General features: G+C 68.8%; 22 protein-coding genes and 1 other RNA gene. 15 read left to right on the forward strand and 8 right to left on the reverse strand.

What is annotated here, in order from left to right; all coding sequences use genetic code 11:
- Positions 1-120: 120 nt before the first annotated feature.
- The 3 genes from KOI35_RS43790 to KOI35_RS43800 form a co-directional block, all read right to left on the reverse strand.
- Complete coding sequence (locus tag KOI35_RS43790; protein WP_308121426.1) at positions 121-765, reverse strand: Rv3235 family protein; 645 nt, start codon at positions 763-765, stop codon at positions 121-123.
- 144 nt (positions 766-909) lie between these two features.
- The gene (locus KOI35_RS43795) at positions 910-1,143 is read right to left on the reverse strand and encodes a helix-turn-helix transcriptional regulator (RefSeq protein ID WP_215795680.1); all 234 of its coding nucleotides are present in this window, start codon (positions 1,141-1,143) and stop codon (positions 910-912) included.
- Positions 1,144-1,201: 58 nt separating this feature from the next.
- Positions 1,202-1,657, reverse strand: a complete 456-nt coding sequence (locus KOI35_RS43800; RefSeq protein WP_215795681.1) for an Lrp/AsnC family transcriptional regulator — start codon at positions 1,655-1,657, stop codon at positions 1,202-1,204.
- A 92-nt stretch (positions 1,658-1,749) separates the two neighbouring features.
- Here KOI35_RS43800 and KOI35_RS43805 point away from each other — a divergent pair, with 92 nt between their 5' ends.
- Together KOI35_RS43805 and KOI35_RS43810 are read left to right on the forward strand one after the other, a co-directional pair.
- Positions 1,750-2,184, forward strand: a complete 435-nt coding sequence (locus KOI35_RS43805) for a rhodanese-like domain-containing protein (protein ID WP_215795682.1) — start codon at positions 1,750-1,752, stop codon at positions 2,182-2,184.
- Positions 2,185-2,445: 261 nt separating this feature from the next.
- The gene (locus KOI35_RS43810; protein ID WP_438870661.1) at positions 2,446-2,955 is read left to right on the forward strand and encodes a DUF6912 family protein; all 510 of its coding nucleotides are present in this window, start codon (positions 2,446-2,448) and stop codon (positions 2,953-2,955) included.
- A 79-nt stretch (positions 2,956-3,034) separates the two neighbouring features.
- Here the strand turns inward: KOI35_RS43810 and KOI35_RS43815 are convergent, their stop codons facing one another.
- Complete coding sequence (locus KOI35_RS43815; RefSeq protein WP_215795683.1) at positions 3,035-4,027, reverse strand: hypothetical protein; 993 nt, start codon at positions 4,025-4,027, stop codon at positions 3,035-3,037.
- 374 nt (positions 4,028-4,401) lie between these two features.
- On the opposite strand from KOI35_RS43815, the gene KOI35_RS43820 reads away from it, so the two are divergent.
- The 8 genes from KOI35_RS43820 (at position 4,402) to ssrA (ending at position 10,868) form a co-directional block, all read left to right on the forward strand.
- On the forward strand, positions 4,402-4,917 hold the full coding sequence (locus tag KOI35_RS43820; RefSeq protein ID WP_215795684.1) for a PadR family transcriptional regulator: 516 nt from the start codon (positions 4,402-4,404) through the stop codon (positions 4,915-4,917).
- A gap of 98 nt (positions 4,918-5,015) precedes the next feature.
- Complete coding sequence (prfB, locus tag KOI35_RS43825) at positions 5,016-6,134, forward strand: peptide chain release factor 2 (protein WP_215795685.1); 1,119 nt, start codon at positions 5,016-5,018, stop codon at positions 6,132-6,134.
- A gap of 148 nt (positions 6,135-6,282) precedes the next feature.
- Positions 6,283-6,963: a cell division ATP-binding protein FtsE gene (ftsE, locus tag KOI35_RS43830; protein WP_215795686.1), complete on the forward strand. Its 681-nt coding sequence runs from the start codon at positions 6,283-6,285 to the stop codon at positions 6,961-6,963.
- A gap of 58 nt (positions 6,964-7,021) precedes the next feature.
- The gene (gene ftsX / locus KOI35_RS43835) at positions 7,022-7,897 is read left to right on the forward strand and encodes a permease-like cell division protein FtsX (protein ID WP_215795687.1); all 876 of its coding nucleotides are present in this window, start codon (positions 7,022-7,024) and stop codon (positions 7,895-7,897) included.
- A gap of 223 nt (positions 7,898-8,120) precedes the next feature.
- A complete protein-coding gene (locus KOI35_RS43840) occupies positions 8,121-9,236 on the forward strand; it encodes a M23 family metallopeptidase (protein ID WP_308121427.1) in 1,116 nt (371 codons plus the stop codon).
- A gap of 53 nt (positions 9,237-9,289) precedes the next feature.
- The gene (gene smpB, locus KOI35_RS43845; protein WP_215795689.1) at positions 9,290-9,766 is read left to right on the forward strand and encodes an SsrA-binding protein SmpB; all 477 of its coding nucleotides are present in this window, start codon (positions 9,290-9,292) and stop codon (positions 9,764-9,766) included.
- Positions 9,767-9,835: 69 nt separating this feature from the next.
- The gene (locus KOI35_RS43850; RefSeq protein ID WP_215795690.1) at positions 9,836-10,468 is read left to right on the forward strand and encodes a cellulose binding domain-containing protein; all 633 of its coding nucleotides are present in this window, start codon (positions 9,836-9,838) and stop codon (positions 10,466-10,468) included.
- A gap of 24 nt (positions 10,469-10,492) precedes the next feature.
- Positions 10,493-10,868, forward strand: a transfer-messenger RNA (tmRNA) gene (gene ssrA, locus KOI35_RS43855).
- 294 nt (positions 10,869-11,162) lie between these two features.
- On the opposite strand, the gene KOI35_RS43860 is transcribed toward ssrA, so the two are convergent.
- Positions 11,163-12,107 carry a hypothetical protein gene (locus KOI35_RS43860; protein ID WP_215795691.1) on the reverse strand — a complete coding sequence of 315 codons (945 nt, stop codon included), beginning with the start codon at positions 12,105-12,107 and terminating at the stop codon, positions 11,163-11,165.
- 208 nt (positions 12,108-12,315) lie between these two features.
- Here KOI35_RS43860 and KOI35_RS43865 point away from each other — a divergent pair, with 208 nt between their 5' ends.
- From KOI35_RS43865 to KOI35_RS43875, 3 genes are read left to right on the forward strand one after another with little or no spacing between them, the layout of a single operon-like run.
- Positions 12,316-15,216: a LamG-like jellyroll fold domain-containing protein gene (locus KOI35_RS43865; protein ID WP_215795692.1), complete on the forward strand. Its 2,901-nt coding sequence runs from the start codon at positions 12,316-12,318 to the stop codon at positions 15,214-15,216.
- A gap of 35 nt (positions 15,217-15,251) precedes the next feature.
- On the forward strand, positions 15,252-22,055 hold the full coding sequence (locus tag KOI35_RS49210) for an RHS repeat-associated core domain-containing protein (protein WP_215795693.1): 6,804 nt from the start codon (positions 15,252-15,254) through the stop codon (positions 22,053-22,055).
- 25 nt (positions 22,056-22,080) lie between these two features.
- Positions 22,081-22,587 carry a hypothetical protein gene (locus tag KOI35_RS43875; protein WP_215795694.1) on the forward strand — a complete coding sequence of 169 codons (507 nt, stop codon included), beginning with the start codon at positions 22,081-22,083 and terminating at the stop codon, positions 22,585-22,587.
- Positions 22,588-22,696: 109 nt separating this feature from the next.
- Here KOI35_RS43875 and KOI35_RS43880 read toward each other — a convergent pair whose 3' ends face one another.
- Positions 22,697-23,386: an aggregation-promoting factor C-terminal-like domain-containing protein gene (locus KOI35_RS43880; protein ID WP_215795695.1), complete on the reverse strand. Its 690-nt coding sequence runs from the start codon at positions 23,384-23,386 to the stop codon at positions 22,697-22,699.
- Between the two features lie 111 nt (positions 23,387-23,497).
- Between KOI35_RS43880 and KOI35_RS43885 the strand changes: the two genes are divergently transcribed.
- Positions 23,498-23,977, forward strand: a complete 480-nt coding sequence (locus KOI35_RS43885; protein ID WP_215795696.1) for a VOC family protein — start codon at positions 23,498-23,500, stop codon at positions 23,975-23,977.
- On the opposite strand, the gene KOI35_RS43890 is transcribed toward KOI35_RS43885, so the two are convergent.
- A complete protein-coding gene (locus KOI35_RS43890; protein ID WP_215795697.1) occupies positions 23,932-24,489 on the reverse strand; it encodes a 2TM domain-containing protein in 558 nt (185 codons plus the stop codon). The genes KOI35_RS43885 and KOI35_RS43890 overlap by 46 nt on opposite strands.
- Before the next feature lie 66 nt (positions 24,490-24,555).
- Here KOI35_RS43890 and KOI35_RS43895 point away from each other — a divergent pair, with 66 nt between their 5' ends.
- The gene (locus KOI35_RS43895; RefSeq protein WP_215795698.1) at positions 24,556-25,113 is read left to right on the forward strand and encodes a TetR/AcrR family transcriptional regulator; all 558 of its coding nucleotides are present in this window, start codon (positions 24,556-24,558) and stop codon (positions 25,111-25,113) included.
- On the opposite strand, the gene KOI35_RS43900 is transcribed toward KOI35_RS43895, so the two are convergent.
- Positions 25,103-25,843, reverse strand: a complete 741-nt coding sequence (locus tag KOI35_RS43900) for a class I SAM-dependent DNA methyltransferase (RefSeq protein ID WP_215795699.1) — start codon at positions 25,841-25,843, stop codon at positions 25,103-25,105. The two genes, KOI35_RS43895 and KOI35_RS43900, sit on opposite strands and share 11 nt — an antisense overlap.
- Positions 25,844-25,878 lie beyond the last annotated feature (35 nt).

Genomic DNA, 25,878 nt, shown 5'->3' on the forward strand with positions numbered 1-25,878 from the left:
CACGCCAGCGGGCCGTCGTCGTTTCGCGCTCGGTGTCGTGTTGCGGCCGGGCTTTGGTGTCGTGTTGCGGCCCGGGACGCCCGCTGCCGAGTGTGGTCGGCGGGCGCCCCGGGGGTCTGGTCAGATCAGGCGCAGGGCGGTGGCGCGCCAGCACTCCTCGTGCAGCTCGAGCCGCAGCGCCAGGGCCCAGGTGCGGTCGCCGGTGACGAGGGCGACGGCGGCCTCCACGGCGCCGGGGCGGGGCTCGCACAGCCGGACGTGGATCACGGCGACCGGTGGGATCCGGCGGACCGGGCGGCGGCCGCCGCGGGGCTGGGACGCCCGCCGGATGTCGGCCACTCGATGCGCGGCGGCCATGCCCTGGGCGACCACCGAGCCCGCCTCCATCGGGCGGGAGAGGCGGCGTAGGTGAGCCGCCGGGCGGTGCCCTTCGAGCACCTCGACACAGGTGTGGACGAATCGTCGTACGGCCAGTTTGGCCTCGGGCGAGGCGCCGGCGATGGGGGAGTGCTGCGGCGTCCTTCTGCTCTCCGGGTCGCCTTCCGATCCGTCGTCCCTACCGCGCTCGCCGTCCCGGCCGCGCTCGCCGCCGGATCGTGGCCCGCCGTCGGGGTGCCGGGACGGCCAGTCGAGGGACAGCTGGTGAGCCGTGGCCCAGACCGTGGGCTCCAGCTCGTCGTCGAAGGGTGGCTCGCAGCGTGGGACGGGGCGCAGGGTGATCAGAGTCGAGGGTCTGGCTCGGGTTGCCTCTGCCGTTGTCTGCACCACCGCACCCCTTGTCGTTGAGTTGACCTTGCGTTTGCCTTCGTTTGCCTGTGACAGCGATTCTGAAGACAGCGCGGATCGGGGGTCAACGCGAACGGAGATCCATCTGAGCCAGATGGGAAGAGGGGCGAAACGGGCGGGCGGCTACTGCTCGCTCTCGGCCGCGTTGAGCGGGTTGTGGGCCACCCAGGTCGCCGTCTCGGCGTACTTGTCCTCGATGTACTGCTCGAGCCGGGCCCGTTCGACCCGCCACTGACCCCGGCCGCCGATCTTGATCGCGGGCAGTTCGCCGCTGCGGACCATGTGATAGACCTGCGACTCCGAGACGTTCAGCTCGGTGGCGACGTCGGTCAGCAGCAGGAAGCGCGGCTCCGCCACGGTCACCTCCGGTCGAGATTCGGCGGCCTCAGTTTGCCACCGTTTCCCTCGGAACGCGTCACTCGGGTCCGGCGACGGCTCGACCGGTGAGTGGGCTCGAGTAGACGACGCTGGTGGTGACCGCTCCGAGCCCCGAAATACGTCCGGTGACCTCCTCGAGGTGGCGCATCGAGCGGGCCAGCACCTTGAGCACGAAGCAGTCCTCACCCGTGACGTGGTGCGCCTCGACGATCTCGGGCGTGGAGCCGAGCAGATCATGGAACGGCTTGTAGTTGCCGTGCGGGTAACGCATGCGAACGAAGGCCATCACATGCAAACCGACCCTTTCGGGATCGACGGTGGCCCGATAGCCCGCGATCACGCCGGCCTCCTCCAGCCGCCGGACCCGCTCGGTGACGGCGCTGGGCGACATCGAGACGGCGCGGGCGAGTTCCGCGTACGAGGAACGCCCGTCCTTCTGCAGCTCGGTGAGCAATCGCCAATCCGTCGAGTCGAGTGCGATATCCGTGGTCATGGCGCTCATCTAAACGTGTTTCCCCGGCGCGAGGCCAGATGTGCCGGGGAACGGCCATGTCACAGCGGCGCCGGCGCCCCTAGCGTGTTGGCATGACTTCCGCCGTTGCCTTCTTCGAGGCCCAGCTGAACTTCCAGACCGACGTTTCCGACGTACGCGCGGCGACCGGCTTCGTGCTCATCGACTCCCGGTCCCAGGCCTCGTGGGACCAGGCCCACATCGCGGGCGCCCTGCACCTGCCGACCGCCGACATCCCGGCTCGCGCCGCTGAACTGCTCGACCCCGCGGTGCCCGTGGTCACGTACTGCTGGGGCCCCGGTTGCAACGGCGCCACCCGGTCGGCGCTCGCCCTGGCCCGGCTCGGCTATCAGGTCAAGGAAATGATCGGCGGCATCGAGTACTGGATCCGCGAGGGCTTCCCCGTACGCACCCCCGACGGCGACGTCACCACCCCGGCCGACCCCCGCACAGCGCCGGTCCCGCTCCTGCTGCTCGCCGGCGCGCCCCCGGAGTCCTGCGGCTGCTGATCCCGTCACACGGCCAAGATCAGTCACGGTCAAGATCAGACACGGCCAAGATCATCGGAGCAGCCGCCGCCTCCCCCGCCCACCCAGGGACTAAGGAAGTGAGGGGACCGTACTGCGCGAGAGCGGGGGTGGCTGGGTTATCCACAGTGCGGAGTTATCCACAGCCCGGCGCGCCACGATCCGGACACGACTGGTGGAATGGGCCTACCCGGCGCCGCCTCGGCGGTGTACTACGGGGACGGTTCAAACGCTGGAGGAGACGTGCCGATCACCGAGCTGGTCCGGGTCTATGTGCCGGCCACCGTGCCGATGCTTGCGGCCCTGCGCGCCGACGGGCAGCTGGGTGCCGGGGCGCTGGAGGCGCATGCGGTGACTCCGGCGCTGCGTGAGTGGTATGCCGAGGGCGACGAAGAGGAGCTTGAGTACGTCGCCTTCACCCGGGCCGCTCAGGATGCGCTTCATCTGCTGCGGCTCGACCCGGAGGCGCCGCGCCGCCGGGTCGTGGTGTCGGCTGATGTGCCATCGTCGGCGCTCGTTCGTGAAGACATCGAGCTGGGATCGAGCACTGTGCGGTTGCCGCAGGCGGTGTCGCTCAAGGAGGTCGCCTCGATCCACGTCGACAGTGCTGATGCGGCTGAGTCGGTAGCGGCGGCGGCCGAAGTGGTCGATGAGGCGGCCGCCGGCGATCCTGACGCTCAGTTCACCGTCGACGGTGCTGAGGATCACGAGCTCGAGTGGTACGCGGTCACGGAGCTGGACGAACTCGCCTGAGAAACAGCCGCCCGGACGGCTAGCCCGCGCTGTTAGCCTGGGCCGCCGCCCGTGCCGCGATCTGGGGCGCTGCGCTCGTTCAGGATGCGCTGGTGGGGCGTGCCTGTGACTTGATCGGCGCGGCGGGAGCGTCCGAGTCCGTGTCCTCGTCGGGCGCGGAGTCGTCCTCGGTGCCGGGGCTGATCGTGCGGCCCACGGCGATCGTGGCGCTGATGGCCCCGACGAAGAGGACGATCAGCGCGCTGTTGAGCCGGGCGCCGCTGAGCATCTGCTGCACCACGAGTTCGAGCTCGCTGACCCGTCCGGCCAGATCGAGCACCCGGCTGCCCGCCGTGCGGGTGAGGATCTCGGCGATGACGAGCAGCAGACCCGCGCCGGCGCCGGCCAGACCGTAGAGCGGCCACGGCACGTCCAGCCCGCCGGACCGGGCCCGGGCGCGGCGCAGCACCCGATAGGACACGATGCCCGCGGCGAGACCGCTGAGCGCGCCCTGGCCGTACGAGAACCACTGGGACGCGTTCGCCTGTGAGCTCGTCTCGCCCGAGCTGAGCAGATCGAGCAGCGGGCCCTGGAAGATGTTCAGCAGGAAGCCGACCACGAAGACGGCCACCGAGGCCCAGCCGACCGCGGTCACCACGCGGGGGATGCGGAAGCCGGCCACCGCCCCGCCGATCGTCGCCGCGGCGGCCACCGTCCCGCCCATCACGGCGTACAGCCAGCCCTCGGTGTTGATCGTGACGATGACGACGGCGCCCAGCACTCCGACGAGCAGGCCGGCGCCGGTGGCGATGATGAAACGGGTGGTCGCACCGAGCTCGCCGCGGCGGCGCATCAGGGCGAGGACCGCAAGCGCCACCGTGGACCCGGCGACCAGCGCGGCCGAGATGGCGCCCGGCAGCGCGTAGGCCGACGACGTCACCTCCATCTCGGCGTTGTCGCGGCCGGTGATGGTCTCGCGGGCCGACCACAGCATGGCGCCCAGCCAGACCAGCGTCACGAACGCCAGCAGAAGACCGTTCGACGAAGCGGCGGCGGCCGGTTTCGGGGCCGGTGTGACCTCCTGCTCAGACATGAGGCTCAGGGTACGCGGCCTCCGTCGCCCCGCGACGAACGGGAAAGGCGGGCCGTGTCGCGGGGCAGGATGCCGAAGTGGAGTCACCGCGGCGCGCCGACACGCTAAACGGAGTCGAATGTCAGGTTTGTTAGGAACGATGCTGTTCCTGAGCGGCTATCTGTCCCGTTTCGGGGGTTTCCTGCCCGGCATCGCCGTCTGACCGTTTGGCTAGGACCATTTTAGCTGGTCAAGAGCCAGATTTTCGGCAGAACGCGCCGTCTCGACACTCGTGGTCGGACTGTCCGTGCGGGACAGTCGTTTGTGGAGACGCAAAATGGACGGATCGGGCGAAATCCTGGACGTCGGCACGACAAAGTGGCAGCGTAGAAGGCATGCCCGACTCTCAAATCAATCCCACGGCTGCCGCTCTGCTCGGCCTGCTCCACGAGGGGCCGATGACCGGCGGTCAGCTGATGGCGGCTGCCGAACGCCGCCTCGGGCCCTACTGGTCGATGACGCGGAGCCAGGTCTACCGCGAATTGCCGGTTCTCGCCGAAATGGGCTACGTCCGTCTCGGCAAGCCCGGCCCCAGATCCAGCCAGCCCTACGCCATCACCGCCTCCGGCAAGCGAGCCTTCAGTCGGTGGCTCGCCGAGGCCCCGGGCCGGGACGCTCTGCGTAACCCGGTCGCGCTCCGGGTCGCCTTCGGCGATCAGCACAGCGGATCTCAGCTGCAGAGCCTCTACACCAACGCCAACGAGTACCACGCCGAGGCCATGGCCATGGCCAAGGAACAGGCGAAGGAGGCGAAGAAGGCGGGCGACCAGTACGGTGCCGCGGCCCTCGAGTTCGCCGTCGCCTATCACAAGGCCGCGCTGAGCTGGCTCAAGATCGCCCCAGCCGGCTGACGCCGGAGTGAGCCCGGCGGACGGGCCGGGCAAGCTCCCTACTCATCCTCGACCGCCCCGACCAGCTTTCTGGTCGGGGCGGCGTATTCTTGACTGTCGTGACTGCTGCCGACTATCCCGAGCAACTCAAGACCCTCGACGCCACCCTGCGCAACATCGAGAACGTCCTGGACGTCGACAAGCTGCGCGCGGACAAGGCAGACCTCGAGGAGCAGGCCTCCGCCCCCGACCTGTGGGACGACCAGGCCCGTGCGCAAGAGGTCAACAGCCGCCTCTCCTACGTCTCCGGCGAGATCAGCCGCATGGAGCGCCTGCGGTCCCGGCTCGACGACGCCGGCCTGCTGCTCGAGATGGCCGAGGCCGAGGGTGACGACGCCTCCGTCCACGAGGTGGGCGACGAGCTCGTCGCGCTGACCAAGGCCATCGAGGAGATGGAGGTCCGCACCCTGCTGTCGGGGGAGTACGACTCCCGCGAGGCGGTGGTGGCGATCCGGGCCGGCGCCGGCGGTGTCGACGCGGCCGACTTCGCCGAGATGCTCATGCGGATGTATCTGCGCTGGGCCGAGCGGCACGGCTACCCGACCGAGGTCTACGACACCTCCTACGCCGAAGAGGCGGGGCTCAAGTCGGCCACCTTCGCGGTCAAGGTCCCGTACGCCTACGGGACGTTGAGCGTCGAGTCGGGCACCCACCGCCTGGTCCGGATCAGCCCGTTCGACAACCAGGGCCGCCGTCAGACGAGCTTCGCCGGCGTCGAGGTGATGCCCGTCGTCGAGCAGACCGACCACATCGACATCCCCGAGAACGAGATGCGCGTCGACGTCTACCGTTCGTCGGGTCCCGGTGGACAGAGCGTTAACACGACCGACTCCGCTGTGCGCCTCACGCACATTCCGACGGGGATCGTCGTCACGTGTCAGAACGAGAAGTCCCAGCTTCAGAACAAGGCCTCGGCCATGCGCGTCCTCCAGGCCCGGCTGCTCGAGCGCAAGCGCCAGGAGGAGGAGGCCAAGATGGCCGGCCTCAAGCAGGACACCACCGGATCCTGGGGCGACCAGATGCGCTCGTACGTGCTGCACCCCTATCAGATGGTCAAGGATCTGCGCACTGAGCAGGAGACGGGCAACCCGTCGAACGTCTTCGACGGCGATCTCGACGAGTTCATCGAGGCCGGTATCCGCTGGCGCAAGCAGTCACAGAAGGCCGCCTCGGAGTAACGACCGGCAAGATCGTCTACGGACGGCGACGGCGCCCCGACGAACGGTGGGCCGTCGTCGCCCGGCGGCCGGGTTTCTTCACCGGACGCGCAGAATGGCGGACCCGGCGGGGTTGGCGTTTTCGTTACACCGCGTAGACTCCGTTCCCGTGATTCAGCTCGAGAACGTGACGAAGACGTACCCGAAGGCGTCTCGGCCGTCGCTGGACGATGTCAGCGTCGGTATCGAGAAGGGTGAGTTCGTCTTCTTCATCGGCCCCTCCGGTTCCGGCAAGTCGACGATCATCAAGCTTCTCCTCCACGAGGTCTCGCCGACCCAGGGCAAGGTGGTGGTGAACGCCAAGGACGTCACCTCCATCCGGTCCTGGAAGATCCCCCACTTCCGCCGCTCGATCGGCTGCGTGTTCCAGGATTTCCGGCTGCTGCCCAACCGCACCGCGTACGAGAACGTGGCCTTCGCGCTGGAGGTCATCGGCAAGACCAAGGCCGTGTCGCGGCGGGTCGTGCCCGAGGTTCTCGAGCTGGTCGGCCTGGGTGGCAAGGAGCACCGCTACCCGCACGAGCTCTCCGGTGGTGAGCAGCAGCGTGTCGCGGTCGCCCGGGCGTTCGTGAACCGGCCGCTGATCCTGCTCGCCGACGAGCCCACCGGTAACCTCGACCCGGACACCTCGATCGAGATCATGCGACTGCTCGACCGGATCAACCGGACCGGCACGACGGTCGTGATGGTCACGCACGACTCCAACATCGTCAACCAGATGCGCCGTCGCGTCATCGAGATCGAGAGTGGCCGCATCGTCCGCGACCAGGCTCGCGGCGTCTACGGCTGAGCTCCGCCGAACCCCCGACTGAAGAAGAACTGCGCGGAGTCCCGGAAGGAACCCCCCGATGCGCTTGAAGTACGTCCTCAACGAGGTCCTGGTGGGCCTGTGGCGCAACGTCACGATGACGGTCGCCATGATCATCACCATGTCGGTCTCGCTGACCATGCTGGGCGCGAGCGTGCTGCTCTACATGCAGGTCGACCAGATGAAGAACTACTACTACGGCGAGATCGAGGTTTCGATCTTCCTGCGCACCGATGTCACCGAGGCTCAGCGCACGGCGATCGACCAGGCGATCTCGTCCAACCCTCTGGTCCAAGAGCGCACCTACGAGACCCGTGAGGAAGCTCTCAAGCGGTTCCAGGAGCTCTGGAAGGACTCGCCCGAGTTCGTCAAGTCGGTCGGCCCCAACAGCCTGCCCGAGTCGTTCCGGGTGAAGCTGAAGAACCCGGAGACCTACAAGACGTTCACCGATCAGATGACCGGAATGCAGGGCATTCAGGACATCATCGATCAGCGGGCACTGCTCGACAAGGTGTTCAACATCTTCAACGCCATCCAGGTGGGTGCGCTGGTGGTCGCGGGGGTGATGGCGCTGGCCGCGCTGCTCCTCGTCGGAAACACCATCCAGGTCGCCGCGTACAGCAAGCGCCGCGAGGTCGCGGTCATGAAGCTGGTCGGCGCGTCGAACTGGTTCATCCAGGCCCCGTTCGTGCTCGAGGCGGTGGTGGCCGGCCTGATCGGTGCCATCCTCGGCTTCGTCGCCCTGTTCGTCGGCAAGATCGTGCTGTTCGACAACAAGCTGCAGGCGCTGACGAACATCCTGACCCCGATCGACAACGGCAACGTGTGGCTCATGCTGCCGCTGCTGGCCGGCGTCGGCGCCCTGGTCAGTGCGGTCACCGCCTGGGTGACGCTGCGCTTCTACCTCAAGGTCTGAGTTAAATCACGCCAACGAGCCGCCTTCCCTCTCGGGGAGGCGGCTCGTTGGGCGTTTTGGGCTGTACGACCTAGATCACCGCGTTACGGTGCTTCTCGTGTGGTCCAAACGTCGACATAACCGGAAATGTGCTCTTCTGGTGTTTTGCGCGGGACTGTTGATCGCACCGCACCCCGCTTCGGCCGAAACCGGAGGGGACGACGCCGAGCGCGCCGGTAAAGCGGTGCAGCGCGCCGAGGCCGTCCTCGAACACGCCACCGACCTGGCACGCGCCGCGGCCGCCAAGCTCGAGGTCGCCACCGCCGCGATGCCCGCCGCCCAGAAGAAGGTGGCCACGTCGCGCGGCCTGGTCGCGGCCGCCCTGAACGCCGCCAACACCGCCGAGCGCAAGGCCGAGGCCGCCCGGGATGCGTACGCGAAGGTGGCCGGTCGCTTCGCCGAGGCCCAGGACCGGGTCGACGGCGCTCGCGACCGGGTCGACGAGATCGCCACCGCCAGCTACATGGGCAGCAACATCGCCCGCCTCAACGTGCTGGTCGACTCCAGCGGACCGGCCGACATGATGGACCGGCTCAGCATCGTCGACCAGATCATGCGCAGCCAGCAGCAGGACGTCGACACGCTGGTGCTGGCCCGGCGCGATGCCCGGACCGAACAGGACCGGGCCGGACTGGCCAAGCGCGCCGCCGAGGACGCCGAGGCCGACGCCCGTGACCGGTTGACCGCGGCACGGACAGCGCAGACTGCCGCCGTACGGGCGCAACAAGCTCTTGTGCAGTTGGCCCAGACCCGGGCCGCGGCTCTGCGGGTGGCGAACTCGCAACGCTCGGCCGTGCTCGCGCGCTATCGGGCGGCGAAGGCGGAGGAGGCCCGGATCGAGGCGGCGCTGCGCGGGTATTCCCTCAAATCGGGCGACGTCAAGTACGGCGGTGGGCAGCTGCTCATGCCGGTCGCCGGCTGGAAGTCCAGCGACTACGGATGGCGATACGACCCGTATTACCGAGTGTGGCAACTGCACGCCGGCGTGGACATCGCGGCCGGCGGCGGCACCCCCATCCACGCGGCCGCGGCCGGGCGGGTGATCAGGGCCGGATGGGCCGGTGGCTACGGGCGCTACACCTGTGTCAGCCACGGCCGGATCAACGGGGTCGGCTTCCAGACCTGTTACGGGCACCAGTCGGCGTTTCTCGTGCACGTCGGAGAGTACGTGCGGCGGGGCGAGGTGATCGGGCTGGTCGGCACCACCGGCGCCTCGACCGGCAACCATCTGCACTTCGAGACCCGGTTCAACGGCGAGCCCCGGGATCCGCTCAACTATCTGCCGCGCTGCCTCTGCTGACCGGCCTAGTAACATTGCATGGTTCGGTCACTCATCAATAGGAGGTTGGCGGCATGCCACGCGAACAAGGTCGCAAGGTCGTCGCCTCCAACCGCAAGGCCTACCACGACTACAGCATCCTCGACACGTACGAGGCCGGCCTGGTGCTCACCGGCACCGAGGTCAAGTCGTTGCGGCTGGGGCGGGCCTCGCTGGTCGACGCGTTCGGCCACGAGAACAGCGGCGAACTCTTCCTGCACGGGATGCACATCCCCGAATACACCCAGGGCACCTGGACCAACCACGAACCACGACGCGTCCGCAAGATGCTGCTGCACCGCGACGAGATCCTCAAGATCCGCAACAAGCTGCGCGACGACGGCGTCACGATGGTTCCGCTCCAGGTCTACTTCCACAACGGCTACGCCAAGGTCGAGATCGGCCTCGCCAAGGGCAAGAAGGCCTACGACAAGCGGCAGGACATGGCCAGCAAGGACGCGCAGAAGGAGATCAGTCGCGCCCTCGGCCGGCGTGCCAAAGGCATGTCCTGACGGGTACCCTTCCCCTTTCTTCGCCGTCGGCGCGTTGCTCGTCGCGGAGTGTCCTGAGAGGGAATCGCGTTGGCCAAGCACTCCGTGCGCGACTTCGGCACGGCCCGGTTCGTCCTGAGTTTCGCCGTCGCGATCCTGGTGTTCCTCACCGTCTGGGTCGCGGTCCGCGCCGTCGGCCCGGCCGAGGCATCCAGGCCCCCGGTGCTGGCCATGCCCTCGGTCACACCAACACCTTCCAAGACCGTTTCCCGTACGCCGTCAGCCACGCCCTCGGCCCTCGAGTCCTCGACGTCGCCCTCGCCCTCCTTATCGCGATCGCCGTCGCCGTCGCCGTCGCCGTCGTCGCCGTCGCCTCGGCGGGAGACTCGTAAGCCCGCCCCCACGCGCAGCAACGTCGAGGCGACACTGCAGGTCGGCGCGAGCTGGGAAGCGGGCTACGTCGCAGCCGGCCGAGTCGTCAACCGCGGCGACAAACCGGTCGAATGGCGCGTGACGGTGAGCCACTCCCGCGTCCGCGACCTGCAGCTGCGCGGCACGTGGAACGCCACCGGCACCCAGGACGGCGACACCCTGGTCTTCACCGGCGGCCCGCTGGCCCCCGGCGACACGGCGCAGTTCGGCTACCAGACCTCATCCAGCGGCCGCGGCCGCGCCCACCCCGACGGCTGTAATGCGTTGGGCGGCTCGTGCCGGGTCAGGTAGGATGGCACAGTTGTTCATTGACCAGGGGGTGACTGGTTTCGACTTCGAATGTGGAGACAGGGGAAGCGAGCCGAGGAAGCCGACGTCGTCTCGAGAATCGGTCGTCGGAAATTTATAAGCGCCGATACCAATCGCGCTGACTTCGCTCTCGCCGCCTGAGGCGAGTAGTGAGTCTGTCGGACCGGGAGTACCTCCGTCCCGGATCTCCGGCATCAGCTAGGAGGTTGGCCACCAGGTCCCGGTCGCGGGGACCTCACGGCGAGATTAATCAGCGACTGGGCCCGTCACAGGAACTCGCTCACGTGATTCCAGGGGCCGAGTAGAGGCATAGTGAGCTGCGCTCGGAGAAGCCCTGACAAAGCGACGAAGGACCCGGGTTCGATTCCCGGCACCTCCACGGGAGGCGGAGGCCCCTGTCTGCGGAAAGCGCAGACCGGGGCCTCCCTCTATATCTGCTCAGGGGGCCGAGCCCCCTGAAACCCCACGGGTGCGGTTGGTTGCGCTGGGTGGGTGGTTGCGCTGGGGTGCCCGGCGCTTTGCGCGGGCTGGTGGTTGCGCGGGGGTGCCTGGCGCCTCGCGTTGGCCGGCTGGAGTCGCTGATCCTGTGGGACTGGCGCCCGCCTGTCATGTCTCTTCGAAGAGCTCGGCGGCCATGCCGGTCCTCTGTCGCTTGATGATCGGATGCGGGGTTTGGTCAGGGGTGTGTGGCGGGGGTGCGCCAGACGGCGGCTGTCTTGGCCCGGTTGGCCCAGACCTCGGCTGCGAACAAGTGGGGGCCCAGGCCCAGGACCGAAGCGACCTGGGTGTCGTCGTCGGTTGTGGGTAGGTCCAGCCAGGCGATGGGGGCCAGGCCGGCATCGCACAACAGCAGGCCGCCCTCGGTCAGCAGGAGGATTTGGTCGTTGCTCAGGTAGCAGCCGTACATGTCGATGCCGTACTCGGTGAAGCCCAGGTCGGCGCCTTTCAGGTGGCCGGCCGGCCGCTGGGCCGGCCAGTCCAGCACCGTTGCCTGGTTTTCGGACGCGGGGTGGGGGAGCAGCAACAGGTGGGCGCCGGACGGGTTGAAGCCTGAGATGGTCACGTCCGAGCGCATCGGGGTGACGGTCAGGTGGGTGTCGGCTGTGTGCACCACGAAGTTTTTGCTGCCGTCCTGGCCCAGGTCGGCGTTGAGCACGATCGAACCGTCGGACGGGTGCGGTGCCGTGAACAGCAAGGCGTCGGTCAGGTCCAGCGTGACTGTGTCGAGGACGGCGGCCGACGGCAGGTCGACCAGGCGAACGTGGTGACCGTCGCCGTAGGTGACTGCGGGGGCGGTCACGACCATCCGGGTGGTGCTGACGAGGGTTGCCGTGTCGGCGTGCTCGATGGCGACCTTCACTGTGCGGTCGTGCAGGTGGACGACCATGTGTTCGAAGCCGCCCAGCACCACCGTGGACAGATCCGGGGAGGCCGCCAGCAGGCGCCTGTCGGGCGTGACATCACGCCGGCGGGTCACGCGAAGCTGTTCGTCCAGGGCACCTGCCTGCCCGTCGGTCGACCGGGTGTAGCGATTCATCGCCCCCAGACCGATGGGGGCCAGGTCGCGGCCGGGCTGGAGGTCGGTGAGGCGATGGACGAGTTCGGCGGTGATCCGGCGCATCGCGGCATTGTGCCCCGAATTTCCGGCGCGCGAGGTCCCGGTGGGCCGGGCCGGGCCGGGGGAACGATCTAGGCCCCATAGCGCAAATCGGCGAGTCCCGGGTTAACGGGGGCTGTGTGGTTCCTGGAGATCATCTGAACGGCTGATTGACCTCGTTGGATGATCATCCGTACGTTCCCCTCACATATCAACGGGGGGAAATACTTCAATGCGTCCTGCCATCTGGCAGGTCGGACGGCCCTCTGCGCCTTCGACCGCCGGCCGGGCCCTCGCCCGGGTCTCTGCTCTCATACTTCTGGCCGGGCTCGCGCCCGCCCTCACCGCGCAATCCGCTGCCGCCACGCCGCCGAACGTGGCCCCGGCCGCGCTCGCGGCCTGTGGTTCCGAAGCGCCGACCGAAACCGCCGCCGAGGCGCTCGCGCAGCGGTGCGCCGAGGACGTCGAGGTCGCCGGTCTGCGCACCGAGCTGACCCGCACGTTCGTCGCGCCGACGGGCGAGCGCCGGTTCGAGTCGGCGATCACGCCGCAGCGGGTGCGCCGGGCCAACGGGTCCTGGGACCCGATCTCGACCACCCTCGTCCGGCGGACCGACGGCAGCCTGGGTGCCGAGGCCTCGACCGCCGACATCGCCTTCTCGGCCGGCGGCTCCGGGCCGCTGGTCACCTGGCGGTCCAACGGGTCGGCGTTCACGCTGGCCTGGCCGTCCGCCCTGCCCGCGCCGCGGCTCGACGGGGCGTCCGCGACCTATGACGAGGTGCTGCCGGGTGTCGCGCTGCACGTGACCGCGACGGCCGACGGCTTCCGGCACGCGATCGAGGTGAAGACGGCCGAGGCGGCGAAGAATCCTCTGCTCAAGACGATTCGCTATCAGCTCGGCGGCTCGGCCACGCGGCGCCTCGGCGAGACCGGCGGCCTGGAGGTCGTGGATGCGTCCGGCCAGGTGTTCGCGTCCGGCGGAGGCGGGTCGATGTGGGACTCGAGCGTTCCCGGCACCGCCGCCGCCGCGAATGCGAAGTCCAGGCTGAGCGCAGTGGCGGAGGACCTGGCGTCCGATGCCACCCGGCCGGGTGCCGCCGCCGTGGTCAAGCCGGCTGTCGTCGGCGTGTCGGGGGCCGAACTGACCGTCCAGGCCGACGCCGCGATGCTGGCCGATCCGGCGACCACCTATCCGGTCTTCATCGACCCGCCGATGAACGGGTTGCGGGAGCGCTGGGCGTGGGCCAACAACGGCAACTTCAACACCGATGTGGAGAACCGGGCCCGGGTCGGCCGGAACCCGTACGACGGAACGCTCTATCGCTCGTTCTTCAACTTCACGATCTCCAGCCTCCACGACACGACGATCCTGGACGCCGAGATCAAGATGAAGCTGGACCACTCGTACTCGTGTGACAACAGCTGGGTCTGGCTGTACCGGACGGGCGGCATCACCGTGAGTTCGGGCGCTCGGATGGCCTGGAGCACCCGGCCGTTGCCGGCGACCACCATCGGCACCTGGGAGGGCCACGCCAACGAGGCCGGCGGCTGCAGCACCATCCAGCCCGACGCCGACGCGGTCTTCGACAACGCCTCGCTGCGCTCCGACCTGCAGTACGCGGTCAACCCCGGGCAGCACTGGACCAACTATGTGGCCGGGCTCTGTGCCTGCAACGACGAGGGCGACTACGAGAGCTCGCAGGACCGGTGGAAGAAGTTCTACACCGACAAGACGTACCTGGTGCTCACCTACGACAAGGCGCCCAACGCGCCCGCACCGCAGGCGTTCAACGCGACCACCGACTGCTACAAGGCCTGCTCCGGTACGGCGACGGTGCGCACGTCGACGCCGACGCTCATCGCGAAGGCGTCCGACCCGTACGGGGGAACGCTCAAGACGACCTTCGAGGTGCGAGCCACCGCCGCCGACACGGGCACGCTGGTCGCCACGAACTCCGCCGCTCCCTACAGCGGATCGTCGGGTTCGAACGCGTCGTGGAAGGTGACGGCCTCGCTCGCCGACAACGGGACCTACTACTGGCGGGCCCGGTCGAAGGACGAGAACAACCTGACCGGCGGGTGGAGCGGCTGGCAGACCCTGAAGGTCGACAAGACGCCGCCCGGCACCCCGACGATCTCGTCGCCGCAGTACCCGTACAAGAGCTGGTCGGGTGGGCCCGGGCAGGGCGGCACGTTCGCCTTCGCCGGCGGCACCGGTGCGTACGAGTACACGTGGACGGTGGACGGCGGCAGCGCCACGACCACCACGACCGCCTCGGCCGCCTACACGCCGGCCACCGACATGGTGCACACCATGCGGGTCTACGCCACCGACGTGGCCGGCAACAAGTCACCTCTGCTGGCTCAGAACGACTATCAGTTCTGGGTCACCCCGGTGCCGAACCGCTGCTGGAACTGGCGGCTCGACGAGACAGGCGGCAGCACGGCCGCGGACACGGGTAACACCGACGCCGGCGATCCGATCTGCGCGCCGATCGGCAGCACCGTGGTCGCCCAGCCGGGCACGCTGGCCGGCGGGGTGGGCTGGGGCGCCGGATACATCGGCAACGCCGCGGTCTTCGACGGCACCGGTCAGATCACCACCGGCAGCCCCGTGATCGACTCGGCCAAGAGCTTCACCGTCATGGCCTGGGCCAAGCCGTCGTCGCTGGCCGCCGCGGCCGAGCAGAACGTGCTCAGCGCCGACGGGACGACAGCCAGCCGGTTCGCGCTGGCCTATCGCAAGAGCGCCAACGGGGGCGCGGGTGGCTGGTGCTTCGTGCTGCGGGACGCCGACTCGGCCGGCGCCGGACCGTCGTCGGTCTGCGCCACCGGCACCGTCGGGGACTCGGTCCCCCCGGCCGACAACAAGTGGGTGCACCTGGGCGGCGTGTACGACGCCGTGACCGGGACGCTCCAGATCCACGTCATGGGCAACCAGGACAGCTGTAACGGCGAGATGGTCTCCGCCCCGTCCGGTGGCACGCCGTGGTCGGCGCCGGGCTCCTTCGTCATCGGCCGGGGCCGGATCGACGGCGCCGCCGCCGGCTACTGGCGCGGCAGCGTCGATCAGGTCTACGTGCACCAGCGCGTGCTGACCGCCGCCGAGATCTGTCAGCAGGCCATCCAGTGAACCGTCCGACCACCAGTCTCCGGGGGAGAGGCCCAGTGGATACGCAGATCGTCAAGTTCGGGAGGCGCAGCCGATGGCTCGCCTTCCCGCTGGCCACGTTGCTGGCCGTCACCGTTGTCGGGCCGTCGGCCGCGCTGGGCGTGCCGGCCAAATGGGATCCGCCGAAGCCCGCCGACGTCAAGGGCGTCCGGGTCGAGGCGGTCAAGCCCAAGGCCGCCGCGCCGCTGGCCCTGCCGCCGTCGGTCGACGGCCCTCGGAAGGTGACGTGGCCCGCCGCCGGCAGCGCCGAGGTGGCCCTGTCGGCCACGGCCGTGCCCAGGACCGCGGCCCTCGCGGCCACGGCCACCCGGGCGGGCACCCTGCCGGTCCGGATCGGCACGGCCGCGGCCGACGCGACCGCGAACGGCCGCTCTCTGGCCGCCCCCGACCGGCCCTCCCGGGTGAAGGTCACCCTGCACGACCGGCCCACGGCCGAGCGGGCGGGAGTGAGCGGCCTGCTGCTCGACGTGGCGCGCACCGACCGGCCGGGAACCACCGGCGCGGTCTCGGTCACGGTCGACTACTCGAGCTTCGCCGACGCGTACGGCGGTGACTGGGCCACCCGGCTGCGGCTGGTCGAGGTCACCGGTTCGGTCCGGCGCCAGCTGAGCACGGTCAACGACGCGGCTCGCCAGACGCTGACCGCCACCGTGCCGCTGGCCGCCACCGGCACCACCCTGGCGACCGAGGCGGGCGCGTCCGGTGACAACGGCGACTACAGCGCGACCGACCTGTCGGCCGCGGCCACCTGGGACGTCTCCAAGCAGACGGGCGACTTCTCGTACTCGCTGCCGATGCGGGCGCCGCAGGCGTCCGGTGGTCCGGCACCGGCGCTGAGCCTCGACTACTCGTCGAGCAACGTCGACGGGCTCACCGGCGGCACCAACACGCAGGGCGGCTGGGCCGGTGACGGCTGGAGCATGTGGTCGGGCTTCATCGAGCGCAAGTACGCGGGATGCGCCGACGACAACCCGGATCACAAGACCGGCGACCAGTGCTGGTTCAACGAGAACGCGACGCTGTCGTTGAGCGGCCACGCCGGCGAGCTCATCCAGGACGGCTCGGTCTGGCGGCTGAAGAAGGACGACGGCACCAAGATCGAGAAGGTCAAGGACGCGGACCGGGCCAACGGCGACAACGACAACGAGTACTGGCGGGTCACCACGACCGACGGCACCAAGTACTACTTCGGCTACCACCGTCTGCCCGGCTGGGTCAGCGGGAAGCCGGTCACCGACTCGGTGTGGACGGTCCCGGTCTACGGCAACGGCGACAAGGACCCCTGTCACGCCGACAAGTTCTCCGACAGCCACTGTAAGCAGGCCTGGCGGTGGAACCTCGACTACGTCGTGGACCCGCAGGGCAACTCGATGGCCTACTACTACGGCTCGGAGACCGGCGCCTACGGCACCGACAACGACAAGGACAAGCGGACCACGTACGACCGTGGTGGCTATCTCAAGCGGGTCGAGTACGGCATGCGGGCCGGCGCCGAGTACGACCAGGCCGCCCCGCTGCGGGTCGCCTTCGACACGGCCGAGCGCTGCAAGTCGGGCTGCTGGGCGGGCGAGGCGTGGAACTCCAAGGCCAACAAGTCGGCGTGGCCGGACACCCCGTGGGACCAGTACTGCGAGGAGGGTGCCAAGTGCACCGAGCAGCTGGCTCCCACCTTCTGGTCGGCCCGCCGGCTGACCAAGGTCACGACGCAGAAGCGCTCCGGCCCGACGTCCTACGCGGACATCGAGTCGTGGACGCTCCGGCAGGACTTCCTCAACGCCGGCACCGGCGAGACGACGCCGATGTGGCTCAGCGGTGTGACCCACGCCGGGCTGCTGCGCACCGTGAACGGCGACCCGGGCACGCGCGACGCGGTGACCGATCCCGAGATCCAGTTCGGCACCGGCGCCGAGCCGCTGAACAACCGAGTCGACGCGGTCGGTGACAGCCGGAGCGGTCTGGCCCGATGGCGGATCAAGCAGGTCCGCAACGAGTCCGGCGGCGAGTTGATCGTCTCGTACTCGCCGGAGAGCGACTGTGACCGCGATCATCTGCCCAAACCGGAGACCAACACCACCCGGTGCATGCCCGCCTACTACTCGTGGCCGGGCACCGGTGACCCGACCATCGACTGGTTCCACAAGTACGTCGTCACCCGGCTGGACGAGAACGACCTGGTCACCGACCAACGGTCGAAGACCCGTTTCTTCGACTATCTCGACGAGCCGGCCTGGCACTACCTGGACGACGAGATCACCAAGGACAAGTACAAGACCTGGGGTGACTGGCGCGGATACGGCAAGGTGCGGGTCCGCGAGGGCCTCGACGGCGGCGAGCAGACCGCCGTCGACTACCACTACCTGCGCGGCATGGACGGCGACAAGACCAAGGACGGCAAGCGCAGCGTCTCGGTCACCGACTGGGGTGGCACGGTCGTCGACCACGAGGCCCTCAACGGCTTCCTGCGTCAGGAGATCAGCTACGACGGCGCGACCTCGACGAGCGTCGGCCGGGAGCTGAGCGCGACGGTCAGTGACCCGTGGCGCAAGGGCCCCACGGCCACCCGTACGCGTAACGAGGTCACCACCAACGCCTACATCGTGCAGGTCGGGAAGGAACGCACCCGGACCGCGCTGACCGGCGGCGGGTTCCGTTATCGGACCCAGACCACCACCTACAACGACGACAACCAGGTGACCTCCGAGGGGGACAGTGGGGACGAGGCGGTCACCGGCGACGACACCTGCGTACGGAACACGTACGCCCGCAACGAGGACGCCTGGATCCTGGACAAGGTCGTCCTGACCGAGAAGCTGTCGGTGGCGTGCGCCGGGGCTCCGGCCACCGCGGTGCCGGCCACGGTCATCTCCCGTACGCGCAACTTCTACGACAGCTACGTCGACGACTCGTCGTTCGGCAAGCTGCCGACCCGCGGCAACGTGGTGCGCGAGGAGATGCTCGACTCCTGGTCGGGCACCACCCCCAAGTACGTCCGGAGCGAGTCCAGCACCTACGACACGGTCGGCCGGATCAAGTCGGTCACCGACGCCCGGGGCTACACGACCAGCACCGACTACGGCACCGAGAACGGCGGCCTGGTCACCTCGAGCAGTGTGACCAACCCGCAGCAGCAGAAGGTCACCACGGTCAAGGAGCCGGCCTGGGACCTGCCGTCCACCATCACCGACGCCAACGAGCAGGTCACCACCCTGCGGTACGACGCTCTCGGGCGGCTCACCACGGTGTGGTTGTCCGGACGGCCGACCAGTGCCGCCGCGGACATGATCTTCGGCTACGACCTGCGCAACAGCGGAGGCCCGACCTCGGTCACGACGCAGAGCCTGCTGACGAACGGCACGTCGTACAAGAAATCGATCAACCTGTACGACGGCTTCCTGCGGCAGCGGCAACAGCAGTCGCAGGCCACCGGGGGCGGCCGGCTCCTCACCGACACCTTCTATGACACCCGGGGCAACGTCGACTGGACCTCGGAGGCGTACTACGACACCACCAATGCTCCGGTCGGCACCGACCTCGGGCGGCCGCAGGGGCAGATCCCGGCGATCACCCAGACGCTGTACGACGGCGTCGGCCGGGAGACCGCCAAGATCTTCAAGGCGCTCGGCGCGGAGAAGTGGCGGACCACGACCGTCTACGGCGGTGACCGGCAGACGATCATTCCGCCCAAGGGCGGGGTCGCCACGACGGCGCTGATCGACGCGTACGACCGGACCACCACGCTGCGTCAGTACAAGAACCCGGCCGACGCGGGCAGTGACACCGCCGCGCTGTTCGACAAGACCACGTACGCCTACGACGCCGACAGCAACCTGAAGACGCTGACCGACGCCCTCGGCAACGTCTGGTCCTACACCTACGACCTGCGCGGCCGCCAGATCACCGCGAAGGACCCGGACAAGGGCAGCACCACCACGACGTACGACGCCGCCGGGAACGTCGAAACGGTGAAGGACGCGAACAACTCCGTCATCGCCTACACGTACGACAAGCTCGGCCGGAAGACCAGCATCCGGGAAGGCTCGGTCACCGGCACCAAGCGAGCCGAATGGGTCTACGACACGCTGACCAACGGCATCGGCAAACAGACGAAGTCCATCCGGTACGCCGGGGGAGTCGCCTACGAGAGCCGGGTCGACGGCTACGACGTCACCGGCCACCCGACCGGCACCTCCCTGGTGCTGCCGTCGGGAGCGGGCGGCCTGTGCGCCAGTGAATCGGCCGCGCCCTGCACCTACAGCACCGCGGTCACCTACAAGCCGAACGGCGCCACCGCGACCTCCACCGTGCCCAAGGCGGCCGGGCTGGCCAAGGAGAAGCTCACCCTCGGCTACAACGACATCGGCGAGCAGACCACGCTGATCTCACCCAGCCAGATCTACGTGCAGAGCGTCACCTACGACAAGCTCGGCATGCTGACCGGGCGGGTCCTCGGCAACACCGGCTCGCGGGTGGCGACCACCTTCGGGTTCGACGAGCCGACCCGGCGCCTGAAGACGCTCAACGTGGTGCCCGAGCTCAAGGCGGAGGCAGCCGACTTCGGGTACGAGCACGACGAGGCCGGCAACATCATCAAGATCTCGGACACGCCCGAGGGACAGGCCTCGGACGTCCAGTGCTTCGCCTACGACTACCTCGCGCGGCTGGCCACCGCACGCACTTCCAACGTGGACAGCTGTGCGGCCGCGCCCAGCACGGGCAATCTCGGCACCTCGGCGCCGTACTGGCAGTCGTGGGAGTTCGACGCGATCGGCAACCGCAAGAAGGAGACCAGGTACGCCGCCGCGGGTAACACGGTGGCCGACTACACGTACCCGGCCTCCGGGGCCACGTCGATCCGGCCGCACGCGGTGACCCAGGTCAGTGAGGCGGCGCCCGGCCAGTCGGTGACGCGCGGATTCACCTACGACAACGCCGGCAACATGAAGACCCGCCTGTCCGCGGCCGGCGCCCAGCAGACGCTGACCTGGGACAAGGAAGGCAACATCGAGTCGATCGTCGAGAGCTCGAAGACAACGTCCTTCCTGTACGACGCTGACGGCAAACGGCTGATCCGTACCACGGCCACCGGCAGGACCCTCTATCTGCCCGACGGCACCGAGGTAACGCTGGCCACCGGCTCCAGCGCGGCTACGGCGACCCGCTACTACTCGCACAAGGACGCCGTCATCGCGGTCCGGTCGACGGCCGGGCTGAACTGGATCATCAACGACCACCAGGGCACCGCCGCCCTGACCGTCAACGCGAGCACGCTGGCCGTGAGCAAGCGGCGTACCTTGCCGTACGGCGACACCCGGGTCAACCCGACCACCTGGCCGGCGGTCATGGACAAGGGATTCGTCGGCGGCACCAAGGATCCGACCGGCCTGACCCATCTCGGGGCACGGCTGTACGACCCGATCATCGGCCGGTTCCTCTCGGTCGACCCGGTGATCGACCCGAAGGATCCGCAGCAGCTCAATGCGTACGCGTACGGCAACAACAGCCCGATCACCAACTCCGACCCGAACGGCGAGTTCTTCGGCGCGCTGAAGAAGGCCGCCTCCGTGGTCGCCTCGGCGGCCACCACGGCCGGCAACTTCATCGCCAAGACCGCGGTCAGCACGGTCGAGTCGATCAAGGAGGACCCGGTCAAGTTCGCGGTCGGGCTGGCCGCCGGCATCGTCGCCACGGCCGCGGTCGCCGCGGTCTGTGCCACCGGCGTGGGCTGCGTGATCCTGGCCGGCGTGGTGGCCGGTGCGGCCGCGGCCGGTGCCGAGTACGGCACCGACGTGGCCCAGGGTGACCGCGAGTTCTCGGTCACCGACCTCGGCAAGGAGATGGCGATCGGCGGCGTGATCGGCGGAGCCACCGCCGGGCTCGGCGTCGGGGCCAAGAAGCTCGCCAACGGTGCCCGAAGAACGTTGTCCGGCGGCGCGAAACAGGCCGACGACATCGCCGAGGACGCCGCCGCGGCCGGTCGCCGCACCGAGGACGCGGATGTCGGCGGCGGCTGCCCGGTGCCGTGGATGAGCTTCACGGCGGCGACGCCGGTGCTGCTCGCCGACGGCACCACCAAACCGATCGGCCAGATCCAGCTGGGTGACCGGGTGCTCGCCACCGACCCGGTATCCGGGGTCACCGCCGGCGAGCCGGTCATCGCCCTCTACCAGAGCCGTGACCTGCTGCTCGCGGACATCACCGTGGTCGACGACCAGGGCCGTACGGCGGTCATCAACACCACTCAGGACCACCCGTTCTGGAACGCCACCACCCGCACCTGGACGGTCGCGCTCGCGCTGTCGCCCGGCGACCGGCTGACCAGCGGCCGAGTGGTCTCGGTGGAGGCGCTCACCGGTGCCCGGACCATGTGGAACGCCGGCGTCAACCGGCTGCGGACCTACTACGTGATGGCCGGTGGCATGCCGGTGCTGGTGCACAACATGCCGCCGATCGAGGACCGGGTCAGCCGCAACGTCGGCACGTACGACCGCCTCGCGCCCTCCGGTCCGGGCAAGGAACGGCACCACATCCCGCCCAAGTCGACCCGGCCCAAGGGCAAGTCGATGGGCAGCGGGCCGTCGATCCGGATGGACAAGGCGGATCACCGGGCGCTCTACTCGACCGGCTATTCGCGCGAGTCGCAGGCCTGGCAGCAGTGGCAGCGCGAGCTGATCCAGCAGGGCCGGCACGCCGAGGCCATGGAGATGGAGTACCGCGACATCGAGCGGCGCTTCCCGGGCAAGTACACGGTCGAGATCGACGCGCACCGGGCGCAGTACGCTACCGGCACCTCGTGCCCCTGACCAGCACGTTTTCGAAGGAGAGGGTATGGCAGAACTGACAGTGCCGATCACGCTCGGAACCGGGCTCGGCGATCTGCGTTTCGGCATGGACGAGACGCGGGCGAGGGCCGCGCTGGCGGCGTTCGGCGAGATCAAGGACGGTACGGCGCCGGGCGGATCGCTGACGCTCTACACCGAGGGTGCGGACCCCTCGTTCTCGGTGTATGCGAACTTCGTGCCCGACGGCCGGCTGTTCACGCTGGAGATCTTCCGGCCGGACGACTCCAGCGCGGTCGATCTCGAGCTGGCCGGCGTGCCCGCGTTCGGCAGCCCGGTCGACGAGGTGCTGCAGGCCCTCCGAGCCGGTGGCTACGAGGTCGATGACGAGGACGAGTTCCACCCCGTCGTCGAGGACGGCTATCTCGGCGTCTCGCTCGAGGGCGGCGACGACGGCGAGGAGGAGGACGACGACCCCGGTCCGTCCCGCTTCATCCAGTCGCTGCTGATCGCCCCGCGCGGCTACGCCACGGAGTACACGAACGCCGCCTTCTGAACCCGCACCGAACGAAACAGCCCCGCCGCTCGGCGGGGCTGTTTCGGCATCCTCGGGCCGTTTCTATGATCCAGTCCGCGCTGGTCACGGCCTCGGGCGTACAGCCGGATCAGTAATGCCCGTTGTTCTGGAAGTAGCCCCACGCTCCGCACGGGGAGTCGTATCGGCCCTTCACATAGCCCAGGCCCCATTTGATCTGGGTCGCCGGATTGGTCTTCCAGTCGGCGCCGGCCGAGGCCATTTTCTTGCCGGGCAGGGCCTGCGGAATCCCGTACGCCCCGGAGTTCTTGTTCTCGGCCCGGTAGTTCCAGCCGCTCTCGTGTTTCCACAGCTGGTCGAGGCACGGGAACTCGGCGATCGGGAAACCCTTGTCGAGCATCAGCGCGCAGCCGATCTTGCGGCTTCCGGAGTATTCGTCGCACGAGGCGGGAATCGGGCCGTCGTACGGGACCGGGCCGCTCTCGGCCTCTTTCTTGCGCTCGGCGGCCGCCTTCTTGTCGGCGATCACCTTGGTCTCGAGTTTGCCGGCCCGGGCGGCGGCGGCCTTCGCGGCGGCGGCGGCCTTGGCGGCGGCGTTGCCCTCGGCCTCACGCTGCCAGGCGCGGGCGGCGGCGTTCTGACTCTGGTGCTGCTTGAGCAACTGCATGTCGAGGTCGGCCTGGACGGCGCTCGCGATGGGGGGTTCGGAGGTGCCCGACTGCTGCCAGTCACGGCCCAGATAAATGCCGCCGATCAGGCCCGCCACGAGTAGTCCGACCGACACCGCGCGTACGGAGACGCGGCTCCAGAGCCGATTCACGAGCGTCCCTTTCGTCAGTTGCTCGCAACACCCTGGCGTACCCGGCGCGGGAAGGCAACAGCCCGCTGTAAGAGGACGGAAAATGGCCGCTATTCCAGCGATGATGGTCGCATGAAGATTCCTGACGGTAAGCGCACGGTCACTCCCTATGTGGCCGCGAAGGGTGCCGCACGATTTCTCGCGTTCGTCGAGGCGGCGTTTGGCACCGAGCCGGCGCGGAAGGTGTTCAACCCAGACGGCACGATCGGTCACTCCGAAGTCACTATCGGCGATTCCGTCGTGATGGCCTTCGATGCCGATCCCGGCTGGCCGGACATGCCCGCATTGTTGTGCGTCTATGTCGAAGACGTCGACGACACGTTCCGGCGGGCCGTCGAGGCGGGCGCGACGGTGGTCACCGAGGTCTTCACGTCGCGGATCGTCGGCGACCGGGGCGGCCGTCTGCGCGACCCGGTCGGCAACATCTGGTGGATCCAGACCCACCTCGCCGAGCCCGACCTCGGCGCGTTCGACGACCCGGCCGAGCGGGTGATCATGGAATCGGCTCAGCGGTCCTTCGCCGACGAGATGGGCCGGCGCTTGAACGTGTAACTGAACGCGACGATGCCGTCGATGATCAGCACGAGGCCCCAGATCCGCATCACGTTCCACAGCGCCGGAGCCCGCCCCGGCTCGCTCAGGTCGGCGCCGATGAGCAGCGTGAAAAGACCCAGGATCAAGGCCGCGATCCCGTACGCCATCAGGTGCCGGAGCCACATGCGGCGCTCGTAGGCCGCGTGTTCCGGACCGCCCTTCGGGGGCTTGACCGGTGGCGGGCCGCCCGCGAAGCGGTGCGCGAACCGCTGGTCGGCCCAGCGGATCATCTGATGACCGAACGCGACCGAGACGCCCAGATAGACGGCGGCCAGCGCGTGCGCGGTGGTCGGCTCGCCGCCACGCCGCAGGTCGACGACCGAGAACGCCAGCAGCGCCACGTCGACCAGCGGCACCGAGACGAGCAGCGCGGTGCTCAGGGCCCGCGCCTTCAGCAGGTAGCGCGCGGCCAGCCCGGCCACGAGCAGCACCCAGAATCCGATCTCACAAGCGACGATCGCCACGATCATGACCAGCTCCCCGTTTTCGCACAGTCGTGTCATATCTTTTGTAACACAGGCGTGCGAGAATCGAGCATGCCCAAGATCGTGGATCACGCCGTACGCCGGCAGGAGCTGGCCGCCGCCGTCGGGCGCGTCATCGCGCGGGACGGTGTGGCTGAGGTGTCGATCCGCTCGGTCGCGGCCGAGTCGGGCTGGTCGTCCGGGTCGATGCGGCACTACTTCGCCACCCGCGGCGAGCTCCTCGCCTTCGCCTGCGAGCAGGTGATCGACCAGGTCACCGAGCGGATCACTGCGATGTCGCCGCGTGGAGACGTACGGGAAGCAGCGTTTTTGATCTTGCTGGAGACGATGCCGGTGGACCCGCCGCGACGGGCCGAGGCGGAGATCGCCTTTTCTTTCCTCGCGCTCGGGCTCGGTGATCCGGCGCTGGCCGCGGTGCAGAAAAGACACTTCGCTCAGATGTACGACCTGTGCCGGCAGTTGGCCACGCAGGTGTGGCCCGATCGCGATGGCGAATCGGCCGGGCGCCGGCTGCACGCGGTCGTCGACGGGCTCACAGTGCACGTGCTGGCCGGGCACCTCACCGTCGACGAGATGATGCGGCAGCTCGAGGACTACCTCAAGGCTTGACCCAGGTGGCGATGATCTTGCTGCTCTCGTTCGTGAACGGGTCCCGCTCCCACGACTCCCAGCGATGCTCCGGCCGCAGACCCGCGATCCGCGCCATCAGATCCATCTCGCTCGGCCACAGATAGCGGAACGGCACCGCCGAGAACTCGCCGCGGCCGTCCTCGTGCAGCGTGACGTAGTTCGACGCCATCGCCTGCGTGGCCACCTCGTAGGAGTCGAAGCCCCAGTGCGACGGCGTCACCGTGAACGGCACCACGGTCTGCCCGGCCGGCAGCTTCCGCAACTCGGGAATCATGACCTCGATCAAGAACCGGCCGCCGGGACGCAGGTGGGCGGCGGCGTTCGCGAAACAGTCGACCTGTGCTTCCTGCGTGGTCAGGTTCATGACCGTGTTGAAGACGAGGTAGACCAGGTCGAACTCGCCGTCGACCCGCGTCTGCGAGAAGTCGCCGATGGTGACCGGGATGGTGTCGTTCTTGCTCGCGAGGCGCGCGACCATGGCCCGGGACATGTCGATGCCGTGCACGTCGACGCCACGCTCGGCCAGCGGCACGGCTATCCGGCCGGTGCCGATCGCGAACTCCAGCGCGTTTCCCGCCTTGCCCGCCAGCTCGGCCAGGACGTCGGCCGTCCGGGCGATCACGGCCGGGTCGAACTCGGAGCCGGGCGCGCCGACGCCGTCATACGTCTGGGCGACGCTCTCGCCGAAGTGACCGTCCGGATCATCCATGGCCCGGACCGTACCGGCGGCCCTTCATGATCGCC

The organism is Paractinoplanes bogorensis, from assembly GCF_018829635.1.
Classification (GTDB): domain Bacteria; phylum Actinomycetota; class Actinomycetes; order Mycobacteriales; family Micromonosporaceae; genus Actinoplanes; species Actinoplanes bogorensis.